We start from the raw sequence: 14,683 nt of genomic DNA, 5'->3' as shown, positions 1-14,683 counted from the left end.
ATTAGCGTCGGTGTCGTAGGAGGTGGTCACGTGGCGCATGCGGCATCGACAGACCCGTTGTGGCTGTTCGGAGATCAACTCGGCCGACATATCTTCTCGGCCGCCGAGCACGACGATCGCGAGGTGGTGTTGATCGAGTCGTCGACGGCCTTTCGCCGTCGTAGCGGCCACCGACAGAAAGCGCACGTTCTACTGTCCGGGATGCGACATCTCGCCGACGAGCTCGGTGATCGCGCCCAACTCTGGCAGGCCGAGACCTACCGTGACGCGCTCGCTGCGCTCGGCCGCCCCGTGGTGGTGCATGAACCGAGTTCGCGAGCCGCAGCGCGATTCGTGCACCGACTCTCGGCCGAGGGACTGGTGTCGGAGATCCTGCCGAACCCATCTTTTGCGCTGTCCCGCAGTGACTTCCGCCAATGGGCAGGCGATTGCGAACGATTCCGCATGGAAGAGTTCTACCGAGACCAGCGTCGGCGGTTCGAGGTGCTGATGGACGGTGACGAACCATTCGGCGGCACATGGAATTTCGATCGCGACAACCGCGAGCCGCCGCCGCGTCGGCGGACCCTCGGGATCGACGATCCGTGGTGGCCCACCGAGGATGACATCGACGAACAGGTACGTGCCGACCTCGACACCATGGATGTCGCGTTCACCGGCGACGACGGCCCGCGACTGTTCGCAGTCACCCATGACGAGGCGCAGCGAGCGCTGACCCATTTCGTCGGCCACCGGCTGGCCACGTTCGGCCGATGGGAGGACGCCATCATGGGCGAGGACTGGGCGATGTCGCATTCGCTGTTGTCGGTGCCGCTGAACCTCTCGTTACTCCATCCGCTCGACGTCGTCGGCGCCGCGGAGGACGCCACCCGGGCCGGCGACATCGAGCTGGCGTCGGCGGAAGGATTCATCCGGCAGATCCTCGGGTGGCGCGAGTTCGTGTGGCACCTCTACTGGCACTTTGGATCCGACTACCCGTCCAGCAATCACCTGGATGCGCATCGATCGTTGCCGCGCTGGTTCCGTGAACTCGACGACGCCGCGGTCACCGCGCGATGCTTGTCCGATGCGTTGGCCGGAGTTCGTGAGCGGGGTTGGGTGCACCACATCCCCCGCCTGATGGTGCTGGGTAGCCACGCTTTGCAGCGCGGATACGATCCGGCCGAGCTCACCGAATGGTTTCGCGCCAACTTCGTCGATGGATTCGACTGGGTCATGCCGGTGAACGTGATCGGCATGAGTCAGCACGCCGATGGCGGGCTGATGGCCACCAAGCCATACACGTCCGGGGGCGCCTACATCTCCCGGATGTCCGATCTCTGCGCCGGCTGTGCTTTCGACCCCAGGACGCGAGTCGGCGAGAAGGCCTGCCCCTTCACCGCCGGCTACTGGGCGTTCACCCATCGCCACCGGGAGATGCTGCGGTCCAATCATCGCACCGCACGTGCCGTGGCCTCGATGGGACGCCTCGACGATCTCGATGCATTACTCGAGCAGGAGCGACATCGGGATTCGTTCTGAGTTCTCACACCAGCGGTCGCCCGAAGCGGTTGCGCAACCGCACATCCCACAGCAGCGCACGGAACATCAGTTGCGACAGCCACAACGGCTTGCGTCGTTCGCGCTGCACCTGACGATCGACATAGGAATCGAACCACTGTTGGTCGGTTGCGGACCAGGAGACCCGGAGTGCCGTCCGGAAACGTTCGGGCAGGTAGCCGATCGTGCGCCGATACTTCGTCGGCCCGTGGCGCCGCTGGATCCGCGGGTGCGCATAGCCGAAATGGGCGATGTCGAGCAGAAACTCACGGACCTCGTCGCCGATCTCGATGTCCTCGACCTGCCGATCCCAGTACACCTGGAACTGCTCGCGGTCGGCGGGCCACATCTCGGCCGGCATCTGCAGGGTGGTGCCGACGACCATGCCCTGACGGTAGAAGGTGTCGCGCTCGACACCGGTCAATGGTCCGTGCACGCGCTCGTAAATGTCTTCCCAACCGTAGTAAAGACAGGCCGCAACCCACAGCTGCAGTTCGGGATTCATGGCGTTGTACTCGACCGGACTGTCCCCGTGCGAGCGAACCTGGGCGTGCTGCCGATTGACGGCCTGGCGATAGCGACGTCGATCCTCGGCGGTGCCCATCGCGGCCACCGCGAGGTAGGACGCGGTGGTGCGAGCTCGTTTGATCGGATGTCGGTCGAGACGACCGCTCTCGACGGTGCTGTGTGCCACGCCGTATCCGACCGCGGGGTTGGCCAACTGCATGATCACGTTGGCGGTGCTCATCGTCTGCCCCATCAACAGCAGCGACCGTGCGAACATGCTGCTGTCCATCTGGTCCATCTCGGCGCGTGACATGCGCTGTGTACTGGTCATTGCCATACCCTATCTGACTACGTCTGTGTTCAGACTAGCGCCTGAGCATGCCGGAGTCGAGCCACCCGCGGTGATGAGAACCGCGATGGTGGCGAAAACCACCACCTGGCGGCAGATGGGCGGCGGTACACTCGGGTATGTCGATGATGACAACCGGACGAGGTGCGCCGTACCCGGACAGCGACAAGACGGCGCCTGGAGGTCCGGAAGTCGATGTCATGGCTGATATTGGTGTTGTCTGGTGTGCTGGAGGCCGTCTGGGCCACCGCACTCGGTCGGTCGGAAGGATTCAGCAAGCCGACACCCACGATCATTTTCTTTATGGCACTGGTCGTTTCGATGGCGGGTCTGGCGTATGCGATGCGCGATCTGCCCACCGGCACCGCGTATGCGGTGTGGGTGGGTATCGGTGCCTCGCTGACCGTCGTCATCGCGATGGTCACCGGCGCCGAGGCGGCTTCATGGCTCAAAGTGGGCCTCATCCTGACGATCGTCGCATCGGTGGTCGGGTTGAAGTTGGCACACTGATGAATCGGGCTGGACCGCGTAAGGACGTGCATTCGTGAGTGTTCGAGTGTTGATCGCCGACGTGTCGGTGTCCTTCCACGCCCCGTGTGAGGCGGTTTTCGATTACCTCAGCGACCCGGAGAACCGCCCGGACTGGCAGGCGAGTCTGCGTGCTGTGAACAACCTGACGACGCCGAGTGGCCGGGCCGGTGACGTCGGAACCAGTTGGACCGATGTCACCGTTGCCCCCTGGGTCGCCCCGCGGCTGGAGGTCACCGAGTGCGTGGCGGGTCGACGTTGGGCGGAGATCGGTGCCTGGCATACGGTCGACGCCCATCTGTCTCTGGAGTTCTGCGAGACCTCCGGGCCCGGCACAGATGTCCGCGCACTCGCCCATCTGACCGTCCCGGTGTTCCTCGCGCCGCTGCTGCCGATGCTGCGCCTGCTGACGCCGCCGGCGCTGCGCAGCGACCTGCGACGCGCAGCGGAACTGGTCGGTGCGACCGCCTCCTCGGGTCAGTCGGCTGCAGACGCGTAACTGATCCGGATGGGCCGGATCACGGCACGGTGCGTGCTCCCGTCGGGGTCGAGAACCCAGACGGCTGCTGCGATGTGGCCGGTCGACACGAGACGTCCGGTCACATGGAGCACGGTCGGTTCGTCGCCGACACACACCGGCCGGACGAACCGCGTCTCGCAACCGGTGATCATCGCCCGGTGATCGCGAGCCCACCGCTGGGCATACTTCAGCACAATGGAAACCAGCAGCAGTCCATGTGCCACCGGCGCATCGAGTCCGGCTGCGCGCGCGGCGGCCGGTTCGATGTGGATGGCGTTGTCGTCGCCCGATGCCGCGGCGTAGCGTCGGACGCGGTCGAGTGTGAGGTGCTCCTCGGCGTCCCACAGCGGGGCGTCGAGGTCGGTGTGAGACGCCACGTGACTCATCCGTCGGCCTCTTCTGATCGAAAGACCAGCGTGGAAGTGCTGTCGGCGATCGGCAGGGTCTCGTCGGCGGCATGGATGTCGCTGCGGACCGTGAGTTGGGTTGTGCCGGCGCGATGTCGCACGCTCGTGACGGTGAGCAGGCCGGTGAGCAGATCCCCGCGCCGAGGCGGTCGACGCACATGCAGCGCCTCGGATGTGTGCACGATGCCATCGCGCGGGACCACTCCGGCATCCATGGCCTGGTGGGCGAGTTCGACGCTCACTCGGAAGACGACGGACACGGGGGTCTCGGCCTCCGAAACGTCCACCACCTCGGCAAAAGAAGCGATCAGGGCGTCATCGACGGCCACCGCTACCGGTGTCCGGAAGACCATTCCCTCGACCAGCTTCGTGGCCATGCTTAACGCTAGCGAATCCGAATGCGCGGCACCAGGTGCGTTGCCGGCGAATGTCCCCGTCGCCGATGTTGTGGCTGGGCTGATGGCTGATGGCTGGGGACGAGGGTGGGTCACCCCTCGTCGGGGCCGTTCGGGACCACCAGTGAATGGTCGAAGGCGTAGACGATCGCGGCGGCACGGTCGCGCAGATCGAGTTTGGTGAAGATGTGGTTGACGTGACTCTTGACCGTGACCTCGGAGATGAACAGGCGGGCGCCTATCTCGCCGTTCGTGCGTCCACGTGCCATCAGCTTCAACACCTCGAGCTCGCGGTCGGTGAGTCGGTGGCTCGGGGACCGCCCGTGGTCGGGAGCAGAACGTCGAAACCCATGCAGGACACGAGCAGTCACCGCAGGATCGAGAAAAGCGCCGTCGGCGACGACCGCGCGCACGGCCCAGATCAGCGACTCCGCAGGCGAATCCTTGAGGATGAAGCCCGCCGCCCCGGCGCGCAGGGCCCCCGAGAGGAGTTGGTCGTCGTCGAAGGTGGTCAAGACCAGCACCGGCGGCGGTGCGGCCATGCGCCGGACCGCCGCGGTGGCGGTGATGCCGTCGACGTGGCGCATCCGCAGATCCATCAGGATGATGTCGGGGGTACAGGCGGAGACGCTGGTGACCACCTCGCTGCCGTCACCGCACTCCCCGACGATGTCGAACCCGTCACGGGCTCGAAGTATTCGGCGCAGGCCGGTACGAACCAGTTCCTGGTCGTCGACGAGCAGAACACGGATCGGGTCGGCGTCGACCGCGACGGGATGCGTCGATGACATCAGACCGCCGTCCGCTCGACCGCCGCCGATTCGGGAGAGGCGGCCGTCGGGAAGACCGCGCGTACCACCCATTCATCGGCGTCCGGACGGACATCCACCTCGCCGCCCAACAATCGCGCCCGCTGCTTCATCCCTTCGATCCCCGATCCGTCGGTTCCTGGCCGCGCGCCCGGCGCATAGGGGTTGCGCACGCACAGTGACACCTGGTCGTCGGCGCGCAGTGTGATCGACGCCGACGGCGTGGAAGCGTGTTTCACCACGTTCGCGAGTGATTCCTGGGTGATCCGGTAGAGAGCCGAGCCAATCGGGCCGGGGACGGTGGTGAGGTCACCGCTGCGATCGACGGACACTGTCAGACCGGCCTTCCGGTATTCGTCGATCAGATGCTCCACATCGCAGGCGCCCGGGGTGGGCGCGGCTTCTGCGCCGTCGGTGCCGAGGACCTTGACGATGAATCGGATCTCGGTCATCGCCTGGCGGCCGAGTCGCTCGGCGTCCTCGAGGGCCTCGAGGGCGTCGGCGCGATCACCATCCTGCAGGGCGCGCCGCGCGCCGGTGACGTTGAGCATGGTGATCGACAACGAATGTGCGATGACGTCATGGACCTCGCGGGCGATCCGCCGGCGCTCGTCGCCGGCCGCGCGATCGGCTCGCACGCGTTGGGCGCGCACCTCGTTCTCCGACAACAATTTCTGATACAGCATCATGTATCCGACCAGCCATCCGCACAGGATCGCGAGCAGGTACGCGGCGGGTGACTGCAAATGATCGGTGACCCCCGCGATGACGATCACGGTGATCGACAGCGCCAGGACGGCGACGCTCGCGCGCAACGACTCCATCGCGGCGGCGATCGCCGTGGTCAAGGCCAAGAACAGCGGCGCGATGTCCAGTGACACCGGGTCCATCAGCATCAGCCCGGTCGACACGGCCGCCAAGATGTTGCATGGCAGTTTGCTCTGCAACCACAGGTCGAGCAGGAGCGATATCAGGGCGACGCCCGCACCCATCAGGGCCCACCAAGGAGGATCGATCGGCACACGCTGCGCGGTGGCACCGATGATGATCGTGAACGAACCGAGCAGCGTCACCGCGGTGAAGAGCGGCGGGTATCCCTCGCCGGCCAACTCCAGTCGGCTGCGTATCCACCTGATCGATGACCTCACCGCCACAAGGATAAGCGGTCGGCGGCCGGGGGCATCGCATTCTGGGTGGAAACCGACTCCACCCTCGGGTGGAGAACGGTTCCGACTTCGGGATGCAGATCGGCGATCGGCTGCCGCCTAGCGTCATCGGTACCGGCAGCGACCCAACCCCAGACCCGAGGTGAGAGCAATGTCCATGTGCGCCCGCGACTACCTGAACCGATGGTTTACCGAGACCACTTCTGTTCTCCCGCAGGGAATTGTGGTGGTCGGATTCAGCGATACGCAGAGATCGTGGACCGCGGCAATCACTGCGGCCGCCGCTCTCGACCGACGTAGTCGGATCGTACTGGCGATGGCCACCACCCGTCCACGACCGCCGAGGTCGGATACTTTCGGCTACGACGCGCTGCGCGCCGATTCATACCTGCTGTCGGAACGGGCGATTCTGGATGAGAAGCTTCGCGAGGCAAAGGAAGTGGTGCTGGGCCGAACGTCGGCGACGGTGACGACCGAGACCGTGGTCGCCGACCCGGTCCACGGGCTCGCCGAGGTCGCCGCGCGCGTGCGCGCGACTGCCGTGGTGGTGGGTATGGGCCACGACCATCCCACACCGCAGGTGCGTCGTATGGCTCGCGCGCTACCCGATGGTGTCTCGCTCTTCGCCACGGACGGTCGAGATCACGTGCGGGTCATACCTCGGGCCGCCGCGCGGTCGGCGAACCGCCGTCCGGTGCTTTCTCCGGTACCGCATGCGGCCGGGGCGTAAGGGCTGGACCGGACATCCCGACGGGCTCCGATGAGTATCCCCAGGTGACCGACGACCCGGCCCCGGCCTCCGGCAGCTGCCGGCCCTAGCCGGACGTGGTGGCGACCCCCTTCGGCGCCCCCGCAGACATGAAGCCGAAGAGATACCCGGCGATCCGGCGCATCTGGATCTCGTCGGCGCCCTCGGTGATCCGGTAACGACGATGGTGCCGGTAGATGTGCTCGAACGGCTCATGGCGCGAGTAGCCTCGACCGCCGAAGACCTGCATCGCCTGATCGGCGGCGTCGCAACAGAGTCGGTTGGCCTGGTAGTTGCACATGGAGACCTCCTGAGAGGCCGCGAACGGACCGTAGGTGTCCATCCTCCATGCTGTCTCCCGGATCAACGATCGCAGCATCGCCGCACGAGTGTGCAGTTCCACCAACGGGAACTGGATCGCTTGATTGGTCGACAGCTTCTTGCCGAACGGGGATCGCTCGTTGGCGTGTCCTACCGCCCGATCGATGCAGTACTGCGCCGCGCCGAGGCTCGAGGCTGCCTGACGGATTCGGTTCTCGTTGAAGAAGTGCTGGACGATCTGCAGGCCGCGGCCCTCCTCACCCATGATCGCCGAGTGGGGCACACGGACGTCCCGCAAGGTGATGTGGGCGTGATCGGTGGGCATGTTGAAGGTCCACAGGTACTCTTCGACAGCGAATCCGGCGGCCTGCGGGTCCACCAGGAACGCCGTGATGCCGCGAGCATCGCCGGCTTCGCCGCTGGTTCGGGCGAAGATGATGTCGCGGTGCGCGACGTGGATGCCGGTGTTCCAAGTCTTCTCACCGTTGATCACCCACGTATCGCCGTCGCGAACCGCGGTGGTCTCCATGTGGGTGGCATCCGAGCCGTGTTCGGGCTCGGTGATACCGAAGGCGAAAAACCGCTCTCCGGCCGCCAACGCCTCGACCCATTCCTCTTTCTGTTCGGGCGAACCGTACTCGAGCATCAGCAGCAAACCGACGTTGTTGCCCACGATCGCGTGTTCGTTCTGCAGGTCGCAGTGCAGGCCGAGCCCCTTGGCCGCCAGGTGCTCCCGGATGACGGCCATCGACAGATTCGAACCGTCGCGACCGCCGTACGCGGCCGGGAACGGATATCGGAAGTGTCCGGCTGCATCGGCACGACGACGTGCCTCCCGCAGCAGTGCCTCCCACTCGGCGCTGGGCAGACCACCACGGTCCCAGTCGGTGCGCGCATCCTCACGACGGTGGTCGAAGAACCGTATGTTGTCGTCGGTCTGCTCGAGCGGCACGATCTCGGCGGCGATGAACGCATCGAGTTCGGCCAGGTAGTCCGTCAGGGATTCGGGCAGTGCGAAGTCCACGGGTGAAACGCCTCTCGGTCGGCAATCGGGTTGGTCAGCAATCGGGCTGGGTGAGATGTTTGGGGTTGGCGACCGTGAGACGGTCGATCACCTCGGCGGCGACCACGGCGCGTACCGTGTCGTCGCCGGCGGCCAGCGAACCGCCGCGCAGTGCGTCGGCGAGTTCGGCGCTGCTGTACACGCCGAGTGGGGCCAGTCGTCGACGGCTCGCTTCGGCCTGCTGGGCACCGAGCAGTACCTGTCGGCGGACCGTGGCCAGCACGTTACCCGCCACCCGGGTCCGAAAACGCACCTGCGGAGAGATTCCGCTGTCGGCGGCGACCTCGTCGGTCAGGAAACCCGACACGGCGTCGAGCAGATCGAGCAACGCGGGCGCGGTGTGTGGACCCCCGTCGGCAGCAAGCGCGGTTTCCTCGGTGTTCAGCGGGTCGGGTATCGAGACAGGTGTGGTGATGCCGAGAGAGAGCAACGCATCGAATTCCTGCTCGGCACTGCGTCGTCCGATGGCGGCGAGTTCCATCGAACGTTCGGTACCGTCGAGATACCGATTGGCCTGCGAGCCGCAGATGAGGCCCCACCGCACCGTGGCGTAGAGCTCCCACCACCGCAGGGCGTCCTCCGTCGGACGCCAGCCCGCCACCTGCGCGTAGGCGTCGAGTAGATCTGCGCGCGCACCCATCCCGGCGACCGGGCGTGGTACACCGAACCGCCAGGCCTTGGCGCACAACCAGCCGAGATCCTCCATCGGGTCCCCGAGATGGGCCAGCTCCCAGTCGAGTACGGCCGAGATCCGATCCGGCGTGATCAACAAGTTGCCCAGCCGGAAGTCGCCGTGTACCACAGTGTCACTCGGAGCGGATTCGGGCCGGTGGCGATCGAGCCAGTCGATGGCGAGCACGAGTCCCGCCGGTGCGTGAGCGTACTCACGAGCGAACAGGGTGTGCAGCGCCTCGATCGGGTCGCCGATGTGGTCGAGGCCGGTCGAGGTCGACTTCATCGCGTGAATGCGGGCGAGTACGGTGCCTGCTTGTCGCGCGAAGTCATCGCGCACCGAACCGTAGGCGTCGTCACGCAGGATTCGTCGAGCGATGGACTCACCATCGACGAAACGCATGACCGCATAAGGGAACCCGAGGACGCTCTGCTCGTCGGCGGAGTCGCTGAGGTCGAGGACCTCGGGGACGGGTACACTGGCGACGTATGCGGCCCGGAGCACATCGACCTCGCTGCGCAACCCGCCTGCGCCGGGCGCGGCGGCCGGTGCGGCTCGCACGATGATTGCTTCGTCGCCGCGTTCGTCCCCGACCGTGACCGCGTACGTGGTACGGCTGGCGCCAGCAGGTACGACGCGAGCGTCCCGCAGCGTCACCGGTCGATCCCACACGGTGCTCAACCGTTCCGCGATACGCTCGCCCACCTCGGTCGGGTCGGTCGACCTCATCATGCTCATCCCGGTCACTGCTCGTGCCCCCTCACCCTTCGCGGTCCGACGATGCGACGCTACCCGAACCGACCGAGGGCTCCGTCGGTTACTCGAGAATCAACTGAACGGAAGCCATTCCGGCCGCGAGGAACCCCGGGGGACGAGAATCGTGCGGTACTCCCCCGGCGTGCGTGTCATCTGCACCTGGTCGGTGACGCCTTGGTAGCGCCCGAGCGGCGTATCGGCCGTGAACACTTCCGGATCGAGGTAGACGTGACGGTCGTCGTCGCCGGAGCGCCCCGCCACCTGATGGGCGTACTCGCGGTCGAACACGCCCATGCCCACGATCCACAGCGCGGCCCGGGTCAGCGACACGTGCACGCGATAGCTCCCGCCCTCCTGTGCGCGTCGAGACAGCGCCTCCACGATCCCCGCGGTCATCAACCACGACACGATGTAGTCGTTGACGACCAGGATCGGGGGGAGCGCCGGACGGTCGCCTCCGCCTTCGTACAACATCATCCCGGCCAGGCTTCCGGCAGTTTGGTCGAAGCCTACCCAGGACGACCACGGCCCCGTCTCACCGTTGAGTGAGGCTGTCGCGTAGACGATGCCGCGGTGACCGGCGGCCACGTCGGCCGCCGACAGCCCGATCCCGTCGAGATAGCCCGGTCGCCGGTTGGCGTAGAAGATGTCAGCATCGGCGAGGAGATGGCGAAGGCGTTGCGCTCCTTCGCCTTTGTAAGGATTCAGCAGCGTGGAGCGCACTCCGACGTTGGCGCTGACGTAGGTTGCGTCGTGCTCGAGTTCATTGGGGCGCCACACGTTGAGCACGTCGGCTCCGTGCAGGGCCAAGGCCCGTCCGACTCCGGCGCCGGCGATCACATGGCCCATGCCCAGGGCGCGCAGGCCGTCCAGTGGCCCGGTGGCGCCGGCCGGGACGACGACCGGGTCTCCATCGGAGATCTTGGTGACTTCCACGAGCGGCATGTCGGCGAGAACGTCACGGAAATGCGGCTCGTCCAGGATGTCGGGGACCGTGCGCAACATCGGCATCACCACGCCCGCGTCGGCGCCGGCTGCCTCGAGTTCGATTCCCTTCCAGGACGCTATCGCCTCGGCGACGGCTTCCTCGTCGTCCGGCACACCGAGCAGCTTCTGCGCTGCGACCTTGATCTTGGGATAGGGGTTGAGCGGCATCATCCAGCGGTCGTCGGCGGTCCGATAGAAGCGGAATCCCAAGGCATTCGAGGGGTTCGACGGGGTGCCTGCAGGATAACCGTTGACCAGTTCCCAGCGACGATCGTAGAAGGGGCACAGGCGATGCGGGGCACTGCGCAGATCGACGGTGATGTCCTGCCCGTCACCACCGCGAACCTGCCATAGTTTGGCGATCGCAGCCGACTTCGCGGCCAGTGCGATCGCCGCCGCACCGCCCAGACGTAACGTACTGGGCACCACGGGATCGGCCCCTATGAACCTGATGGTGCCCCCGGTGTCGGTGGCGCGCATACCGATGGAGCCGAGCACATCCTCGAGTTCGGTCCGCGGATCGAAAGTGTCGTCAGTGGCAGGGTTCTCGGCGGCGGTGCGGAGCCGATCGGTCAGGCTGGTCAACGCTGCTCCTCGGTCGTCGGGTCGCGGTCGGAGTCATCACCGGCGAGCAGGTCGTCGGGGATCAACACCTGGCGTGAGCGCAGGTACTCCCCGATGGCCTTGCCGACCTGGTCGACGCGTGTGTTCGACGACCCGCCGGTACCCAACAGCCCTCGGATCACGAAATGCACCGCTTGCAGTTCCGGGAACTCGTGGCGGTCCACGTCGAGGTCCTTGGCCTCGGGAAGCAGCCTGCGAAGCTCATCGCTACTCAGAAAACCTCTCAGCCACAACCACACCCGCGGATCACGCGTCCAGATGCCGACATTGCTGTTGCCGCCCTTGTCGCCGCTTCGGGCGTGCGCCACCAGGCCCAGAGGGGCGCGGGTGACCCGATCCGGGAGCGGCGCCTCCCTGGGTTCGGGGTGAACGGGCTGCGCCACCACGTCGGTGGTCGGCGGAATCGCGGCCGCGACCCTCCGACCGTCGTCGAGAACGGCGCGATGATCGAGAACTGTCAACGGGAGCAGGCCCGGCCAGTAGTCGATGCGAGGTCGAGGGCTCGAATGCAGACCGGCCGCGCCGTCGTGATAGTAGCCGGGGATGCCCTGCAGATAGAGGCTCCCCAGACGGCGGGCGAGATCGGCCTCGGCGAGGGCGTCGGCGGTCGGCGCGGTGGCCATCACGCGAAGCGCCACGGTGGCCGCCCACTGCGACTCCGGGTCGGCTGCCGGAGTGCCGATGGGCGTCAGGTCCAGCGTCACGCCGTCGGGCAGACCGGGCATGAGCTGATCGCGGATCAGCGCGATCTTCTCCTCGATATGCGGTGAGGTCACGAACACGGTGTTGACGACGGAGAATCCGATGGGTCCGAAGATCGCGACCTTCGTGGTGTGTGGTGGGGGGCCGCCGAGCGCACCGGACACCGCAACGCGGTCGGGTCCGACGTCGCGGACCCGGAGATCGTCGAGGCGAACGGTGACGTCGGGATTGAGATACACCGGCCCCTGGATCTCGTACATGATCTGCGCGGTCACCGTGTCGCGGGTGACCGCCCCGCCGTCGCGTGCGTGTTTGGTCACGACACAACTGCCGTCCGCGGCGATCTCGGCGATGGGAAAGCCCGGCACGGTGCGGTGTGGGATGTCGAGGAATCCGGAGAAGTTGCCGCCGACGGCGTGCGGGCCGCATTCGATGATGTGTCCGGCCACGACCGCGCCCGCCAACGCGTCGAAGTCCGACGCATGCCACCCGTGCCACCACGCGGCCGGACCCACGGTCAGCGATGCGTCGGTCACACGACCACAGACCACGATGTCAGCGCCGGAGTCGAGCGCTGCGGCCACTCCCCAACCGCCGAGGTAGGCGTTGGCGGCGAACGGGGTGGCCGCCCAGTCGGCCAGCGGTGCGCCGCCATCGAGATTGTCGAACCGGTGCCCGTCGCGCCGCAGCCGCGGCAATTCGTCGAGGATGTTGTCCCCGTCGACGTGAGCCACCCGCAGTTCGACCCCTGCGGCGGCGATCTCGTCGCGCAGCGCGGCCGCGAGGCCCGCGGGATGGAACCCGCCGGCGTTGGTCACCACTTTGATCCCGCGGTCGGCGATCGCCGCCAGGTGTGGGCGTACCTGGTCGACGAAGTAGTCGACGTAGCCGCGGCGGGGGTCGCGCTGGTAGGCCGCCGACAGCGCGGCCAGCGTGATCTCGGCGAGGTAGTCACCGACCAGTACGTCGAACCGATCGCCCGCCATCGCCTCGTCGACGGCGCTACGCCGGTCTCCGAAGTATCCGGAGAAGTTCGCGACCCGAATCGGCTCGCGTGTCATGTTCGGCCCTCTTTCTCGTTGTGTGTGCCTGCTTGCCACGCTAGGTCGATCGAGCTGTCGATCACCATCATCAATGTGGACAGTGGCGTGTGACCGGATCGGTCATGGCCCTGGCGGCGTCGATAAGGTATGCGGTGTGGACCTGATCGGACTGCGCTACTTCGTCGCGGTCGCCGAAGAACGCAATTTCACCCGGGCGGCGGCGCGGCTGCACATGGCGGCATCGCCGCTGAGCCGGCGGATCAAGGACCTCGAGCGCGAGTTCGGTGCGGCGTTGTTCGTCCGAGCGCACCATCACATCGAACTGACCCGAGCGGGCGCGGCGCTGCTGCCGCGGGCACTCGATGTGCTCGAGCGGGTCGACGGCCTGGCCGACGTCGTGCGTGAGGCGGACGCGACGACGCCGCGACAAGCGGTGATCGGCATCGCCCCCGAGGTGTCGGCGACGGTGCGGGACACCTTTCTGGCCGATCTCGCCGCGGCCCATCCAGACATCGTCCCGCGCCTGTACCCGGCCAGTACCGAGCCCCTGCTGCGGGATCTGCGCGCTGGTCAGGTCGATCTCGCGCTCGTGCACGGCCCGGTCGGTGGTGCCGAGGTGGACAGCAGATTTCTCGAGCGGCAGCCGGTGGGTGTCGCCGTCGGTTCCGATCTCATCTCCGCCGGCCGTACCTCGATCACGCTGGCCGACCTGACCGACATCCCGTTCGCCTCGATCAACCACGACTCCGCGCCGGAGATCTATCGCAACCTCGATGATCTGCTCGACCGCCACGGGATTCGCAAGCGGATCACCTTGACCGGGGACAACTTTGCCGGACTGGCGCACCTGGTCGCGAGCGGTCAGGCATTCACCTTGGTCGGGTTGGGCAATGGCATGGCCAACCGGCTCTTCTACGGTGAGCCTGTTGCCATTCTGCCGATCGACGGGCTGCGCGCGGCGATCACCACGGTTGCGGCCTGGCGGTCCAACCGCGCGGGAGCAGAACGTCTGGTGGCCGATCTCGTCACGACCGCCGAGGCACTGGATCTCCAGGCGGCCGCATCCGGGATGGCGCCGCCTGCGGCGCGCTGAGATGGGGTTGTGAACTGTTCCTTACGTTGTGAGTAAACGTGATCGAATGTGTGTTTTGTTGAGTGGGTGAAGTTGGCTGAGTGGGCGCGGTCGCAGGGGGGTGCATCCGCAGACTGCGTATCGGTGGTTTCGGGAGGATCGGATGCCGGTGTCTGCTCGTCGTCTGGAGTCGGGCACGGTCTGGGTCGACGTTGCTGAGGTCGGTGGTGGTGGCCGGGTGGTGGTGTATGCGTGGGTGTCGTTCCATGATCAGCGCGCGGACTTGGATCGTCAGGTGGCTCGGCTCACCGAGTGGGCGACTGCGAATGGCCACGAGGTTGGTGAGGTGGTGTGAGGTCGGGTCCGGGGCTGAATGGGAAGCGTCCGAAACTGCGGCGGGTGTTGTCGGACCCGTCTGTCAGTGTGGTGGTTGTGGAGCATCGTGATCGTCTGGCGCGGTTCGGGGTGGAGTAT

Annotated in this window: 14 protein-coding genes, 1 pseudogene and 1 riboswitch; of the genes and pseudogenes, 6 read left to right on the top strand and 9 right to left on the bottom strand. The window is 66.4% G+C overall.

Annotation, left to right across the window (positions count from 1 at the left end):
* The first annotated feature begins 30 nt into the window (after positions 1 to 30).
* Complete coding sequence (locus OSB52_RS20285; RefSeq protein ID WP_266063321.1) at positions 31 to 1,521, top strand: cryptochrome/photolyase family protein; 1,491 nt, start codon at positions 31 to 33, stop codon at positions 1,519 to 1,521.
* A gap of 4 nt (positions 1,522 to 1,525) precedes the next feature.
* Here OSB52_RS20285 and OSB52_RS20280 read toward each other — a convergent pair whose 3' ends face one another.
* Positions 1,526 to 2,377 carry an oxygenase MpaB family protein gene (locus OSB52_RS20280; RefSeq protein ID WP_266063320.1) on the bottom strand — a complete coding sequence of 284 codons (852 nt, stop codon included), beginning with the start codon at positions 2,375 to 2,377 and terminating at the stop codon, positions 1,526 to 1,528.
* A 134-nt stretch (positions 2,378 to 2,511) separates the two neighbouring features.
* Positions 2,512 to 2,575: riboswitch (guanidine-III (ykkC-III) riboswitch) on the top strand.
* 15 nt (positions 2,576 to 2,590) lie between these two features.
* On the opposite strand from OSB52_RS20280, the gene OSB52_RS20275 reads away from it, so the two are divergent.
* A complete protein-coding gene (locus OSB52_RS20275) occupies positions 2,591 to 2,905 on the top strand; it encodes a DMT family transporter (protein WP_235726012.1) in 315 nt (104 codons plus the stop codon).
* Between the two features lie 34 nt (positions 2,906 to 2,939).
* Entirely contained in the window at positions 2,940 to 3,422 is a 483-nt protein-coding gene (locus tag OSB52_RS20270) for an SRPBCC family protein (RefSeq protein ID WP_266063319.1), read from the top strand.
* On the opposite strand, the gene OSB52_RS20265 is transcribed toward OSB52_RS20270, so the two are convergent.
* From OSB52_RS20265 to OSB52_RS25060, 4 genes are all read right to left on the bottom strand, one after another.
* Positions 3,401 to 3,820, bottom strand: a complete 420-nt coding sequence (locus tag OSB52_RS20265) for a MaoC family dehydratase (RefSeq protein ID WP_266063318.1) — start codon at positions 3,818 to 3,820, stop codon at positions 3,401 to 3,403. The two genes, OSB52_RS20270 and OSB52_RS20265, sit on opposite strands and share 22 nt — an antisense overlap.
* A 5-nt stretch (positions 3,821 to 3,825) precedes the next feature.
* Positions 3,826 to 4,227 carry a hypothetical protein gene (locus OSB52_RS20260; RefSeq protein ID WP_235726015.1) on the bottom strand — a complete coding sequence of 134 codons (402 nt, stop codon included), beginning with the start codon at positions 4,225 to 4,227 and terminating at the stop codon, positions 3,826 to 3,828.
* Between the two features lie 110 nt (positions 4,228 to 4,337).
* Positions 4,338 to 5,036, bottom strand: a complete 699-nt coding sequence (locus tag OSB52_RS20255) for a response regulator (RefSeq protein WP_266063317.1) — start codon at positions 5,034 to 5,036, stop codon at positions 4,338 to 4,340.
* Positions 5,036 to 6,202, bottom strand: coding sequence for a sensor histidine kinase (locus tag OSB52_RS25060; RefSeq protein WP_266063316.1), 1,167 nt, complete (start codon positions 6,200 to 6,202; stop codon positions 5,036 to 5,038). The genes OSB52_RS20255 and OSB52_RS25060 overlap by 1 nt, the downstream gene beginning before the upstream one ends.
* Before the next feature lie 169 nt (positions 6,203 to 6,371).
* On the opposite strand from OSB52_RS25060, the gene OSB52_RS20245 reads away from it, so the two are divergent.
* Positions 6,372 to 6,950 carry a hypothetical protein gene (locus OSB52_RS20245; protein WP_235726018.1) on the top strand — a complete coding sequence of 193 codons (579 nt, stop codon included), beginning with the start codon at positions 6,372 to 6,374 and terminating at the stop codon, positions 6,948 to 6,950.
* A gap of 85 nt (positions 6,951 to 7,035) precedes the next feature.
* Here the strand turns inward: OSB52_RS20245 and OSB52_RS20240 are convergent, their stop codons facing one another.
* The 4 genes from OSB52_RS20240 to OSB52_RS20225 all read right to left on the bottom strand — a co-directional run bounded on the left by OSB52_RS20240 (position 7,036) and on the right by OSB52_RS20225 (position 13,155).
* On the bottom strand, positions 7,036 to 8,313 hold the full coding sequence (locus tag OSB52_RS20240; RefSeq protein ID WP_235726019.1) for an acyl-CoA dehydrogenase family protein: 1,278 nt from the start codon (positions 8,311 to 8,313) through the stop codon (positions 7,036 to 7,038).
* Positions 8,314 to 8,347: 34 nt separating this feature from the next.
* Complete coding sequence (locus OSB52_RS20235; RefSeq protein ID WP_266063315.1) at positions 8,348 to 9,754, bottom strand: phosphotransferase family protein; 1,407 nt, start codon at positions 9,752 to 9,754, stop codon at positions 8,348 to 8,350.
* A 99-nt stretch (positions 9,755 to 9,853) separates the two neighbouring features.
* Positions 9,854 to 11,353, bottom strand: a complete 1,500-nt coding sequence (locus OSB52_RS20230; RefSeq protein WP_235726020.1) for a CoA transferase — start codon at positions 11,351 to 11,353, stop codon at positions 9,854 to 9,856.
* Positions 11,350 to 13,155 carry an acyclic terpene utilization AtuA family protein gene (locus OSB52_RS20225; RefSeq protein ID WP_235726021.1) on the bottom strand — a complete coding sequence of 602 codons (1,806 nt, stop codon included), beginning with the start codon at positions 13,153 to 13,155 and terminating at the stop codon, positions 11,350 to 11,352. Before OSB52_RS20225 ends, OSB52_RS20230 begins: the two co-directional genes overlap by 4 nt.
* Positions 13,156 to 13,291: 136 nt before the next feature.
* Between OSB52_RS20225 and OSB52_RS20220 the strand changes: the two genes are divergently transcribed.
* Both OSB52_RS20220 and OSB52_RS25055 read left to right on the top strand, forming a co-directional pair.
* Entirely contained in the window at positions 13,292 to 14,230 is a 939-nt protein-coding gene (locus tag OSB52_RS20220) for a LysR family transcriptional regulator (RefSeq protein ID WP_235726022.1), read from the top strand.
* Between the two features lie 66 nt (positions 14,231 to 14,296).
* Positions 14,297 to 14,683, top strand: a pseudogene (locus OSB52_RS25055) (IS607 family transposase); the annotation flags it as partial.

Source organism: Gordonia aquimaris, assembly GCF_026262595.1.
GTDB classification, from domain to species: Bacteria; Actinomycetota; Actinomycetes; order Mycobacteriales; family Mycobacteriaceae; genus Gordonia; species Gordonia tangerina.
The sequence above is the reverse complement of the archived record's forward strand: the minus strand, read 5'-3'. Positions and strand labels throughout refer to the sequence as shown.

What these genes read in the sequence shown, in the direction of transcription:
- OSB52_RS20280 (WP_266063320.1), bottom strand. Translation starts at nt 2,377, where the DNA reads ATGACCAGTACACAGCGCATGTCACGCGCCGAGATGGACCAGATGGAC.
- OSB52_RS20275 (WP_235726012.1), top strand. Translation starts at nt 2,591, where the DNA reads ATGTCATGGCTGATATTGGTGTTGTCTGGTGTGCTGGAGGCCGTCTGG.
- OSB52_RS20260 (WP_235726015.1), bottom strand. Translation starts at nt 4,227, where the DNA reads ATGGCCACGAAGCTGGTCGAGGGAATGGTCTTCCGGACACCGGTAGCG.
- OSB52_RS20255 (WP_266063317.1), bottom strand. Translation starts at nt 5,036, where the DNA reads ATGTCATCGACGCATCCCGTCGCGGTCGACGCCGACCCGATCCGTGTT.
- OSB52_RS20245 (WP_235726018.1), top strand. Translation starts at nt 6,372, where the DNA reads ATGTCCATGTGCGCCCGCGACTACCTGAACCGATGGTTTACCGAGACC.
- OSB52_RS20235 (WP_266063315.1), bottom strand. Translation starts at nt 9,754, where the DNA reads ATGAGGTCGACCGACCCGACCGAGGTGGGCGAGCGTATCGCGGAACGG.
- OSB52_RS20225 (WP_235726021.1), bottom strand. Translation starts at nt 13,155, where the DNA reads ATGACACGCGAGCCGATTCGGGTCGCGAACTTCTCCGGATACTTCGGA.